The sequence below is a fragment of the Streptomyces sp. NPDC006872 genome (assembly GCF_040635845.1).
Classification (GTDB): Bacteria; Actinomycetota; Actinomycetes; order Streptomycetales; family Streptomycetaceae; genus Streptomyces.
The window spans coordinates 227,355-238,965 of record NZ_JBEYIL010000016.1; the positions used below are offsets into that span (position 1 = coordinate 227,355).

At 72.6% G+C, this 11,611-nt stretch carries 13 protein-coding genes; 11 read left to right on the forward strand and 2 right to left on the reverse strand.

Translation table 11 applies throughout. The features are described 5' to 3' along the window. Positions 1-115: 115 nt before the first annotated feature. Positions 116-466 carry a VOC family protein gene (locus tag ABZ725_RS38195; protein WP_358806993.1) on the forward strand — a complete coding sequence of 117 codons (351 nt, stop codon included), beginning with the start codon at positions 116-118 and terminating at the stop codon, positions 464-466. 66 nt (positions 467-532) lie between these two features. Beyond that, on the forward strand, positions 533-925 hold the full coding sequence (locus ABZ725_RS38200) for a MarR family transcriptional regulator (protein ID WP_358806994.1): 393 nt from the start codon (positions 533-535) through the stop codon (positions 923-925). Positions 926-1,021: 96 nt separating this feature from the next. Here ABZ725_RS38200 and ABZ725_RS38205 read toward each other — a convergent pair whose 3' ends face one another. After that, on the reverse strand, positions 1,022-1,897 hold the full coding sequence (locus ABZ725_RS38205) for a LysR family transcriptional regulator (RefSeq protein WP_358806995.1): 876 nt from the start codon (positions 1,895-1,897) through the stop codon (positions 1,022-1,024). Between the two features lie 307 nt (positions 1,898-2,204). Here ABZ725_RS38205 and ABZ725_RS38210 point away from each other — a divergent pair, with 307 nt between their 5' ends. Genes ABZ725_RS38210 through ABZ725_RS38250 form a run of 9 tightly spaced genes read left to right on the forward strand, consistent with a single transcriptional unit; the run spans position 2,205 to position 10,886 of the window. Beyond that, positions 2,205-2,888 (forward strand): lysophospholipase, encoded by a 684-nt coding sequence (locus ABZ725_RS38210; RefSeq protein WP_358806996.1) that lies wholly within the window; start codon positions 2,205-2,207, stop codon positions 2,886-2,888. Then, positions 2,885-3,724: a sulfurtransferase gene (locus tag ABZ725_RS38215; RefSeq protein WP_358806997.1), complete on the forward strand. Its 840-nt coding sequence runs from the start codon at positions 2,885-2,887 to the stop codon at positions 3,722-3,724. Before ABZ725_RS38210 ends, ABZ725_RS38215 begins: the two co-directional genes overlap by 4 nt. Beyond that, on the forward strand, positions 3,721-4,578 hold the full coding sequence (locus ABZ725_RS38220; RefSeq protein WP_358806998.1) for an ABC transporter permease: 858 nt from the start codon (positions 3,721-3,723) through the stop codon (positions 4,576-4,578). Before ABZ725_RS38215 ends, ABZ725_RS38220 begins: the two co-directional genes overlap by 4 nt. A gap of 5 nt (positions 4,579-4,583) precedes the next feature. Continuing rightward, positions 4,584-5,300, forward strand: a complete 717-nt coding sequence (locus tag ABZ725_RS38225; protein WP_351911909.1) for an ABC transporter ATP-binding protein — start codon at positions 4,584-4,586, stop codon at positions 5,298-5,300. Next, entirely contained in the window at positions 5,297-6,265 is a 969-nt protein-coding gene (locus ABZ725_RS38230) for an ABC transporter substrate-binding protein (RefSeq protein ID WP_358806999.1), read from the forward strand. The genes ABZ725_RS38225 and ABZ725_RS38230 overlap by 4 nt, the downstream gene beginning before the upstream one ends. 23 nt (positions 6,266-6,288) lie before the next feature. Then, positions 6,289-7,389 (forward strand): LLM class flavin-dependent oxidoreductase, encoded by a 1,101-nt coding sequence (locus tag ABZ725_RS38235; RefSeq protein WP_358807000.1) that lies wholly within the window; start codon positions 6,289-6,291, stop codon positions 7,387-7,389. Positions 7,390-7,399: 10 nt separating this feature from the next. After that, positions 7,400-8,398 carry an ABC transporter substrate-binding protein gene (locus ABZ725_RS38240; protein WP_358807001.1) on the forward strand — a complete coding sequence of 333 codons (999 nt, stop codon included), beginning with the start codon at positions 7,400-7,402 and terminating at the stop codon, positions 8,396-8,398. Continuing rightward, positions 8,395-9,516, forward strand: coding sequence for an acyl-CoA dehydrogenase family protein (locus ABZ725_RS38245; protein ID WP_358807002.1), 1,122 nt, complete (start codon positions 8,395-8,397; stop codon positions 9,514-9,516). Before ABZ725_RS38240 ends, ABZ725_RS38245 begins: the two co-directional genes overlap by 4 nt. Beyond that, positions 9,513-10,886, forward strand: a complete 1,374-nt coding sequence (locus ABZ725_RS38250; RefSeq protein WP_358807003.1) for an FAD-linked oxidase C-terminal domain-containing protein — start codon at positions 9,513-9,515, stop codon at positions 10,884-10,886. The genes ABZ725_RS38245 and ABZ725_RS38250 overlap by 4 nt, the downstream gene beginning before the upstream one ends. A gap of 6 nt (positions 10,887-10,892) precedes the next feature. Here ABZ725_RS38250 and ABZ725_RS38255 read toward each other — a convergent pair whose 3' ends face one another. Further along, positions 10,893-11,291, reverse strand: a complete 399-nt coding sequence (locus ABZ725_RS38255) for an SseB family protein (protein ID WP_358807004.1) — start codon at positions 11,289-11,291, stop codon at positions 10,893-10,895. Between the last annotated feature and the right edge of the window lie 320 nt (positions 11,292-11,611).

The window sequence follows — 11,611 nt, forward strand, 5'->3', positions numbered from 1 at the left end:
GGGATCCGGGAACCGGTCAGGATCGGAGAAGCCGTCTCGCGGCCCGTCGGCCTAGCGTGAGAAGTGCGGGAACACGGACGCGTTCCGCGCATCGCATGTCACCCAGGAGGACGCCATGACCACCGCCGGCCTGCAGACGATCATCTACCCCGTCAAGGACCTCGATCGGGCGAAGGCCCTGTTCAGCGCGCTGCTGGAGGTCGAGCCGTACGCCGACGAGCCCTACTACGTCGGCTTCAGGGCTGCCGGGCAGGACGTCGGCCTCGACCCGAACGGCCACGCCAAGGGCATGACCGGGCCGGTTCCGTACTGGCACGTCACGGACCTGCGCGAGCGGCTCGCGGCGCTGGTCGCGGCGGGCGCGGAGCTGTTGCAGGACGCCCAGGACGTCGGCAACGGCCGGCTGATCGCCTTTGTGAAGGACGCGGACGGCAACCTGGTCGGGCTGCTCCAGGACCCCTCGTAGCGAACTGCTTGCGCCCGCACTAGTTGCACGGGCAACAAATGTCCGGATCGGTGTTACCGTGCGGGTATGGCAGCGAAGACGGCCGGGGCGGGCCTCGAGGAGCGGTGGCGGGACATCCTGTCGGTGCACGCGCGCACGATGTGCGAGATCGATCGTGCGCTGCACCCGCACGGCCTCGGTGCGAGTGACTTCGAAGTGCTCGACATCCTCGCCTCCGAGGCGCCCCGGGAGGGCGATCACTGCCGGGTGCAGAACCTCGTCGGACGGGTGCATCTCAGCCAGAGCGCGCTGTCCCGCCTCATAGGCCGGCTGGAGAAGGAAGGCCTCGTGGAGCGTTCCGTCTGCGTCGAGGACCGGCGCGGAGTCTGGGTCGCCCTCACCCGTAAGGGCCGCGACCTGCACACCGAGGTGCTGCCGCTGCAGCGGGCGGTGCTGGAGCGGATGCTCGGGCGCGTCTGAGCGCTCTGCCCGGGGTGTCGCGATCGAGCGGGCGAGGTCCCGCGGCGCGGTGAACCCCGCGGGTTGTCGTCGGTTGGATCACGGGCTCGTTCCGGATCATGTGCCGCGGGGCCGGCCGTGCTCCGCGTGCAGCAGTTCCCGTACCGCCCCGAACGCCGCCTCGACCGTCGCCGGATCTGCTCCGGACCGGGCCAGCGCGCTCATCGGGATGGGGGTGACGGAGGGCAGGGACGGGCAGGGGGTGAGTCCGTCGGGGGCCGGTCCCACGGCGGCCAGCAGGGCCACGCCCTGGCCGGTGCGGGCGATGTCGAGGACGCCCGCGAGATAGCCGGCGTCGCCGACGACCATGGCGGGCACCCCGTGCGCGGCGAGGGTCGAGATGGCGCGGCGGCGGATCGCGCACGGGTCCTCGATCGCGACCAGCGGCACGGGCGCGGGGGCGGGCGGGGGCCGCCAGCCGGGGGTGGCGTGCCAGGTGAGCGGGAGTCCGCCGACCGGGGTGCCCTCGGTGGCGGCGGCCTCGGTGACGTACACCGCGACGTCCACGCTGCCGCGTTCCACGGCCTCCACCAGACGGGCGGAGCGGTCGATGCGGTAGCGGACCCGGCAGCCGGGGCGCACCTGCTGCACGGCGGCGGTGAGCCGGGGCAGGAACTGGTCGGCGGCGTGCTCGGTGGAGCCGATGGTGACGGTGTCGACGTCGACGTCGAGGAGGGCGCGTACGGCCTCGTCGTGAACGGCGAGGACACGGCGGGCCTGTTCGAGCAGAAGGCGTCCGGCGGGTGTGAACCGGGTGCCGCGGCCCTCCCGTTCGACGACGGGCCGGCCGAGGGTCTTCTCCAGCTTGCGCACATGCTGGCTCACCGCGGACTGGCTCAGGGCGAGGGTCTGGGCGGCACGGTGGAATCCGCCGCAGTCGGCGATCGCGGTCAGACTGCGCAGGGCCACGATGTCGAGCACGGGTCGGGACATGGCGGTGACGTTAGTCGTCCGGGCGTTCGATCGCGATACCTGATCGATTTCGATGCGGAATCATCGTTGGACGCTTTCGGTCACGGTCGGTCATGATGGGCGCATGTTGCACGCGACCGCTTCTGCTGCCCTTCTGACGCAGCGCCGAGTCATCGACTTCGGCGTGGCGTGCAGCGCGCGCTGTCGCTGACCTCTTCCGCCCTTCCCCGGCGTTCTCCGCACTCCTTCCGGCCCCACTGATCACTGACACGTGACAGCTGTCGTGGCCTGCCCTTTCTTCTGCCCTCTTCATGGGAGTTGCCCTGTCATGCCCTTCTTCTCCTGGGACGAACCCGAAGGCCTCGCCCCGCGCGGCGCGCTGATCGTGCTGGCCGGGCGCGGCGAACACGGCGGTGTGTACGAGCGGTTCGGCCGCCGCCTCGCCTTCGACGCCTACCGGGTGCGTGCCCTCGGCGACCCGGCCGCCGACCCGGCGGTGCTCGACGAGGCGGCCAAGCTGCTCTCCGACGAGTCCCTGCCCGGCCCGAAGGTCCTCGTGGGCTCCGACACCGGCGCCTCGTACGCCGTCCGGCTCGCCGCCGAGCGGACCGCGGGCGTCGACGCTCTGATCCTGGCCGGACTGCCCACCGGTGCGTGGACCGCGGGGAGTTGGGAGGAGGAGGCCGAGGCGCGCACCGCCTGCCCGACGCACCGGGGACGTCTGACGGCCGACCCGGACTTCCGGCGGGGCGCGCTCGGCGAGGCTCCGGTCGCGCACTCCCTGGACGGCGTACGGGTTCCGGTGCTGGCGCTGCACGGCGCGAACGACAGGGTGAGCCCGGTGGACGAAGCCTACGCGGGCACGTCCGTCCGCCCGGTGACCTTCCGCGGCGGCCGGCACGACGTCCTCAACGACGCCCTGCACCGCACGGTCGCCGCGACCGTCGTGCTGTTCCTGGAGCGGCTGCGGCTCTCGCCCGAGCTGCCGTTGATCGCGGAGGGTCTCGTATGAGCGTGACGATCGCCGTCGAGGACCTGCGTGCACGGTTGTCCGGAGACCGGCCGCCGGTCGTGCTCGACGTGCGCTGGGCGCTGGGCGACCCGCACGGCCGCGACCACTACGCCGAGGGGCACGTCCCGGGCGCGGTCTACGTCGACCTGGACGCCGAACTGGCCGCGCCGCCCGGCGGGGCGAGCGGCCGGCATCCGCTGCCGGACGTCGCCGAGCTACAGAGCGCGGCCCGTCGATGGGGTGTCGGCGAGGGCCGGTCCGTGGTGGTGTACGACGACCTCGGCAACACGGCGGCGGCGCGCGCCTGGTGGCTTCTGCGGTACGCGGGGATCGGCGAAGTGACCCTGCTCGACGGGGCGTTGGGTGCCTGGCGAACGGCCGGGCTGCCACTGGAGTCCGGGTTCCCGGCGGATCCGGCTCCCGGTGACGTCGTCCTGCGGTACGGCGGGCTGCCGGTCACCGACGCCGACGGCGCCGCCGAACTGGCTTCTGCCGGGCTGCTGTTGGACGCCCGTGCCGGTGAGCGGTACCGGGGCGAGGTGGAACCGGTGGATCCGCGCGCCGGGCACATCCCGGGCGCGGTGTCCGCACCGACCGGGGAGAACCTGGCGGCGGACGGCGCCTTCCTCCCGGCCGATGTGCTGCGCAGGCGGTTCGAGGAGAAGGGGGCGGCGGGCGGGAAACGCATCGGCGTCTACTGCGGCTCCGGGGTCACCGCCGCCCACCAGATCGCCGCCCTGGAGATCGCCGGGTTCAGCGCGACGCTCTTCCCCGGCTCCTGGTCCGCCTGGTCGGCCGATCCCGCGCGGCCCGCTGCGAAGGGAAGCCGTCCATGACCACGACACCACTGGCGCCCGACACCTCCGTCCCCGGACTCTCCACCCGGGTCACCATCCGCGGCACGGCGAAGTCCGACCGCCGCCGCACCGTCCCGCGTTCCGTACGGCGGGCCGCAGGTCCCGTCGGCCTGGTCCTGCTGTGGTTCCTGACCTCGGCCACCGGAGTGCTCCCGGAGTCCGTGCTCGCCTCCCCCGTCGACGTCATCGACCAGGCCGTCGCACTGACGAAGAACGGCGAACTCCCCAGTGCCATAGCCGCGTCGGGACGCCGCGCCGCCACCGGCTTTCTGATCGGCGCCACGATCGCGCTGAGCCTCGCCCTGCTGGCCGGGCTGTTCCGGCTCGGCGAGGACGTCATCGACTCCTCGATGGGCATGTTCCGGGCGATCCCCTGGGTGGGTCTCATCCCGCTGTTCATCGTCTGGTTCGGCATCGAGGAGACCCCGAAGATCGCCCTGGTCGCGCTCGGCGTGACCTACCCGCTGTACTTCAACATCTACGGCGGCATCCGCTCCACCGACGCCCAACTCGTCGAGGCGGCACGGATGATGGGGCTGGGCCGACTGGGGCTGATCGCCTACGTGATCCTGCCGAGCGCGCTGCCCGGCGCCCTCGTGGGGCTCCGGTACGCCCTGTCCACCGCCTGGCTGGCGCTGGTCTTCGCCGAGCAGATCAACGCGGACGCGGGCCTCGGCTATCTGATGAGCAATGCCCAGCAGTACTTCCGCACGGACGTCATCGTGCTGTGCCTCGTCGTGTACGCGCTGCTCGGGCTCGCCTGCGACTTCGCCGTACGGATCCTGTCGCGGCGGCTGCTGACCTGGCGGGCCAACTTCGAGGGCGAGGCGTGAGCGGCATGGCCAACAGCGTGGAGATACGAGGGCTTTCGCGAGCCTTCGAAGGCAACACCGTCCTGCACGACCTCGATCTCGACATCCGTGAGGGCGAGTTCGTGGCCCTGCTCGGGCACAGCGGCTGCGGCAAGTCGACGCTGCTGCGGATCCTGGCCGGGCTCGACGAGGAGATCGGCGGCGAGGTGACCGTGCCGGCGCGGCGCAGTGCCGCGTTCCAGTCGCCCCGGCTGCTGCCCTGGCTGAAGGTGTGGCGCAACGTCGTCCTCGGGCTGCCCGGGCGGGCCGACAAGGCGCTGGCCCGCAAGGCGCTCGACGAGGTGGGCATCGCGGAACGCGCCGACGTCTGGCCCAAGACCCTCTCCGGCGGACAGGCCCAGCGGGTCTCGCTGGCCCGCGCCCTGGTCCGGGAGCCCGAACTCCTGCTGCTGGACGAGCCGTTCGGGGCACTCGACGCCCTCACCCGCGGCAGGGTGCAGCAACTCGTCGCGGAGCTGTGGCAGGTGCACGGCTGCGCGATCCTCCTGGTCACGCATGACGTGGAGGAGGCGCTGCTGCTCGCCGACCGGGTCCTGGTCATGGACGAGGGCCGGATCGCGCACGAGCTCACCGTCGACCTGCCCCGCCCCCGCGATCTCACCGCCCCCGACTTCGTCTCCCTGCGCGCCCGGCTCCTCGACTGGCTCGGCGTCACCCGCACCCTGGAAGGAACCCCCTCGTGATCCGCAGACTCGCCACCGCCGCGCTGAGCCTCACCGCCCTGTTGGCGCTGACCGGCTGCGGCGCGGACTCCGCCGCCGACGCCTCGTCCGCGCAGAAGGTCACCCTCACCATCGGTGACCAGGCCAAGACCCTTCAGACGATCGTCGCCGCGTCGGGAGCGCTGAAGGGCGCCGACTACAAGGTGAAGTGGGCCGAGTTCGAGGGCGCCGCCCCGCTGTACCAGGCCGTGCAGGCGGGTGCCGCCGACACCACGTTCTCGGCGGACCTGCCGGCGCTCCAGGCGCTCAGCGGTGGCGTGAAGTTCAAGAACGTGGCCGCGCTGAAGAACGACGGGACGCATGTCGGCCTCGTCGTGCGCAAGGACTCGGGCATCGACAGCGTCAAGGACCTCAAGGGTCAGAAGGTCGTCGTCTCCTCGGCGAAGGGCAGCATCTCCGAGTACCTGCTCGCCAATGTGCTCCGGCAGAACGGGCTGAAGTACTCCGACGTCACGGTGCAGTACCTGCTTCCGACCGACGCGCAGGCCGCCTTCGCCTCCGGGAAGATCAAGGTCTGGGCGATCTTCGGGGTGTACCAGGCGGTGGCCCTGGAGCAGGGCGGCAAGCTGCTGGTCGACGGCGCGGACGGGCGGGTCAGCGGCTACGGCTTCGTCGGGGCCTCCGACGAGGCGCTCGCGGACCGCGCGAAGAAGGCCGCGCTCGGCGACTTCCTGAAGCGTCTCGGTACCGCCCTGGAGTGGACCAGCACCCACCAGGAGGAGTACGCCGACGCCATCGAGACCCGCAACGGCGCCGATGCCTCCGTGGCGAAGACGCTCGCCTCGGCCGCGTACAGCAAGGTCCTGCCGATCACGGACGACGTGAACACCACCGTCCAGGGCGTGGCCGACCTGATGCACGGGATCGGGGTCCTCGATCCGAGCGTCGACGTGGCGAAGTCTGCCGACACATCCGTCCTCAAGTAGGCGCTTCCCAGAAGGAGTTGCTCATGCCTGTCGAGTTCATCAGCGCCGTCCACACCGACGCCGGGGCCTCGGGTCCGGCCGCGTCGAGCCGTACCGCTCTCGACGTGCAGTACCTGCGCAAGTACGCCCGCGCCCTGGACGACGGGGGCTTCGACCACACGCTGGTCGCCTACCATTCGGCCTCGCCGGACGCCTTCCAGATCGCCCAGTTCGTCGCCACGCACACCGAGCGGGTCCGGCCGATCCTGGCGCACCGGCCGGGGGTGATCTTCCCGACGCACGCGGCCCGCGCGCTCGCCACCCTGGACCGGATCAGCGGCGGCCGGCTGACCCTGCACATCATCTCCGGGGGCAGCGACGAGGAGCAGCGCAGGGAGGGGGACTACCTCGACAAGAGGGAGCGGTACGAGCGTTCGGACGAATACATCCAGATCCTCAGGAAGGTGTGGCAGGCCGACGGGCCCGTCTCGCACGAGGGGAAGCACTTCCGCTTCGAGGGCTACCACTCCGATGTGAAGCCGGTGAACGGGCTGGTCCCGATCTCGGTGGGCGGGTCCTCGCAGGACGCCTATCGGGTCGGCGGGCAGCAGGGCGACATCTTCGGGCTGTGGGGCGAGCCGCTGAAGGAGACGGCGGAGCAGATCGCCGCCGTCAACGCGGTCGCCCGGGCCGCCGGGCGCCCCGACCCCCGTATCTGGGTGTCGTTCCGCCCGATCATCGCGCCCACCGACGAACTGGCCTGGGAGAAGGCGCACCGCACGTTGGGCGTGCTGAAGGACCAGACGAAGAACACCGAGTTGCTGCGGCACTACAAGACCAGTGGCCGTCCCGCCAACGTCGGTTCGCAGCGGCTGCTCGACATCGCCGAACGGGGCGAGGTCCACGACCGCTGCCTGTGGACCGCCCCGGCGGTCGCCACCAACGCGGCCGGGGCCTCCACCGCCCTGGTCGGCTCCCCGGAGACCGTCGCCAAGGCGCTCCTCGACTACGTCGACATCGGCTGCGACCTGCTGTCGATCCGGGGCTACGACCCGCTCAACGACGCCGTCGACTACGCCCGTCACGTCCTGCCGCTGGTCCGGCAGGAACTCGCCCACCGCGCCACCGCCACCCACGCAGCCTGATGGAGATCCCGTGTCGTTCCGCAGTTCCCTTCGCACGTCCGCCGCCGTGCTGGCCCTGCTCCTGCCGTTCGCGACGGCCTGCGGCGGTGACGCACAGGCCGATGCCGAGTCCGCTGTCACCCTGCGGGTCGGCGCCACCGGATGGAAGGTCGAGGAGGCGGTGCTGAAGTTCGCCCACCTCGACGACACCCCATACGACGTCAAGTGGAGCGTGTTCCAGGGCGGCGACCTGCAGCTCCAGGCGGTTCGCGCCGGGGCGCTGGACCTGGCCTCCTCCAGCGAGATCCCGCCCGTCTTCGCGGCCGCCGACGGCAAGCCGAACTTCAAGGTGGTCGCCGTACAGCGGGCCGCGACCCTCAACCAGGAGGTCGTCGTCCCGAAGGGTTCGAAGGTCACCGACGTCGCCGGCCTGAAGGGCAGGAAGGTCGGCTACGTCCAGAACACCACCGCCCACTACTTCCTGTACGAGCTGCTGAAGCAGGCCGGCCTGAAGTGGTCCGACATCGACGCCAAGCCGCTCCTGCCCAACGACGGGCTGGCCGCCCTGAACGGCGGCTCGATCGACGCCTTCGCCTCCTACGGCACCTCGATCATCACCGCCCACCAGCGGGGCGCGACGACGATCGGCTCGGGCGCGGACATCCTGTCGGGCAACTTCCTGTGGTCCGCCAGGGACAGCGTCCTGAAGAGCGATGCGCAGAAGGAGGCCGCGGCGGATCTCATCGCCCGCATCACGAAGGCGTACGCGTACGTCCGCAACGGACACGAGACGGAGTTCGCGAAGGTGATCGCCCAGAACACCCACCAGCCGCTCGCCCAGGCCGAGTCGGATCTCGTCGCCCAGCAGAAGCAGCGGCCGACGAAGGCCCAGCCGGTCACCGACGCGGCGACCGCCTCCCAGCAGAAGGTCGCGGACGCCTTCACCGAGCTCGGGGCGCTGAAGTCCCGGCTGGACGTGAAGTCGTTCTGGACGGACGCCCTCGACGCCGACCTGAGGAAGGCCCTGTGACCGCCCCCACCGTGACCGCCCGGATCGCCGAACTGGCCGCCGGGTACGACCTCTCGGGCGCCTTCCCCGAGGATTCGCTCCGCCTCGCGCACGAGGCGGGACTGCTCACCCCGACCATCGGCGAGCGCTACGGCGGCCAGGGCGCCGGGGTCGAGGAGTCGGCGCGGATCCTGCACCGGCTCGGCCGGCTCGATCCCTCCGTCGCGCTGATCACGGCGATGACCCTGGCCACCCACGCCCGTCAGGCGGTGCAGCCGCACTGGCCCGAGGAGCTGTACGCGCGCGTGGTGAAGGAGTCCTTCGCCCGGCCCGTGCTGATCAACCACGCGCGCGTGGAGCCCGATCTGGGCTCCCCCGCGCGGGGCGGGCTGCCCGCGACCCGGGCCCGGCGCACCGCCGACGGGTGGGCGATCAGCGGCGCCAAGCGGTTCGTGACGGGGGCGGACGGCCTCGACTGGTTCCTGGTGTGGGCCACCACCGATGAACCGGAGCCCCGTGTGGGCACCTTCCTGGTGCCCGGCGGCTCCCCCGGCATCGCGGTCACCGGCCGCTGGGACCAGCTGGGCCTGCGCGCGAGCGGCAGCCACGACGTGACGTTCCGGGACGTGGAGGTGCCGTACGAGCACGTCATCGGGATCGGGCCGTACGGTCCCGCCGCCGAGCAGGACAACCGGGCGGGAGCCTCCCTGCATCTGCCGCTGGCCGCGCTGTACCTGGGCGTGGCACGGGCGGCCCAGGAGTTCTTCCACACGTTCGCCCATGCGCGTGTGCCCGCCCAGCTCGGCCACCCGGTGGCGCGTACGGAACGGTTCCGGCGGACGGCCGGGGAGATCGAGGTGCTGCTGTCCGGCGCGGAACAGCTGGTGTTCACGGGGGCCGCGCGGATCGACGCCGGGGACGCCTCGTATCCGCCGGAGCAGGCGCTCGGGGCGCGGGTGCTGGCCGACCGGCACGGGGTGCGGGCCGTGGAGCTGGCCGTGCGGCTGCTCGGGAATCCGGGGCTGGCCCGGGGCAACCCCCTGGAGCGGCACTGGCGCGACATCCAGTGCGCGCCGGTGCACGCGCCCCAGGAGGATGTGTCGCTGCTGGCGATCGGAACGAAGGCGCTGGCGCTGTGACCCTCGCACTCCCCACCACGTCGGCCCGCCTCCTGGGGCTCCTCGCCCGCGATCTGCCGCCCGACCGGCTCGCCACGGACCCGCGCACACTGGCCGACCGGGCCACCGACCGTTCGGGGCTGCGCCCGGACGGGCTGCCGTTCGCGGTGGTGCGCGCCCGGCGCACGGAGGACGTGACGGTCGCCCTTCGGCACGCGCACGCCCTGCGGGTGCCGGTGGTGCCCCGGGGCGCGGGCACCGGTCTGTCGGGCGGGGCGTCCGCGGGCGAGGGCGCGCTGGTCCTGGACCTGTCCGGGATGGACCGGATCCTGGAGCTGTCGGTGGAGGACCAGCTCGCCGTCGTCGAGCCCGGTGTGGTCACCGCCGACCTGGACCGGGCGGCCGCCGCGCACGGTCTGCGGTACGCGCCGGACCCGGCGAGTGCCGCGTGGTCGACGATCGGCGGGAACATCGCCACCAACGCGGGCGGTCTGCGGTGCGCGAAGTACGGGGTGACCCGGGACAGCGTCCTCGGGCTGGAGGCGGTCCTCGCCGACGGCACGGTGGTGCGCACGGGCCGCCGTACCGTCAAGGGCGTCACCGGCTACGACCTGACGGCGCTGCTCACCGGCTCCGAGGGCACCCTCGCCGTGATCACCTCGGCGACGCTGCGGTTGCGGCCGACGCCGGTGGCGACGGCCACGGCAGCCGCGTACTTCGCCACGTTCGAGGCGGCCGCGGAGGCCTCGTACGCGATCGGCCGGGCGGGGGTCGTGCCGGCGCTGGCCGAGCTGGTCGACGGCCCGGTGCTGGCGGCCGTGGACCCCGCCCTGCGGGCCCGGGGCGCGGCGCTGCTGATCGTGCAGTGCGACGGGGCCGGGGCGGCCGTGGAGACGGCGGCGGTCGCCGAGCTGCTCGCGCCGACGGCCACGAGCGTCGAGACGACGGAGGATCCGGCCGAGGCGGAGGCGCTGCTCGCGGCCAGGCGGCTCGCGCTGCCCGCGCTGGAGCGGCTGGGCCGGCCCCTGATCGAGGACATCGCGGTGCCCCGCTCCCGGCTGGGCCCGGCGGTGGCGGAGATCCGGGCGATCTCCGCCCGCCACGACGTGCCCGTGTTCACGATCGCCCATGCCGCGGACGGCAACCTCCACCCCATCATCGTCGTCGATCCGTCGCTCGACCGGCTCCCGGACGCCGCCTGGGAGGCGGCCGGGGAGATCTTCGCGCTGGCGCTGCGCCTCGGCGGCACCCTCACCGGGGAGCACGGGGTGGGCGTGCTGAAGCGGCAGTGGGTCGCCGAGGAGCTGGGGCCGCAGGCCCACGCGCTCCAGCGGCGGCTGAAGGAGGCGTTCGATCCGCGCGGGATCCTCAATCCCGGCAAGGGTCTGTGAGGCGGATCAGCGGGCGAGCAGCGTGCGTACCCCCTCGGAGGTGAGCGTCAGCGGGTGGTCGCCGGCGGCGTCGATGGCGAGCGACAGCTCCCCGGTGGGCCACTGCGCGGCGAGCAGGCCGAGGGGCACCAGCCGGTAGCGGTCGATGCCGGGCAGCAGTCCGGCCATCTCGGGTTCGGACGTGAACACCGGTACGACGGGTGCTCCGCCGGGGTTGTCCAGCACCGGCAGCGCCAGCGTGGCCGGGTCGGTGACGTCCTCGTCGGTGGCGTCCTCGGGCACCGGCACGAGGACGTCGCAGCGCGCGAGCGTGTTCAGTGCCGCCGTGTCCTCGGTGTCCCTGGCCAGCGCGTCCAGCGCCCACCGGGCGGGGTCGGCGTTGCGGTCGTGGGCGGGCGTCTCCATGACAGTTCCCCTCGTCGCGGCGATCGTGCGGCCCGCTCCGGAGGGCTTCCCTCCGAAAACGGCTCCGGCCTCGCGTACCCGGTCGTGCGGGGATCATTCCCGGCACGACCGGGCTGTGCGCCGGTCCACGGGGACGCCGAGGGAGCGCAGCGAGATCAGGGTCTCGGCGAGGGCGGCCCGGGCGGGGGCGGACTCGTGCGCGTCCCAGCCCAACTCCTCGACGAGCTCGACGAGCTCGCCGAGCAGGCACGTGACCGAGCCTGACGCCCCTGCCCCGGCCCGCCGGGATGCTCGAACGAGCAGGGGGTTAGCATATGAGC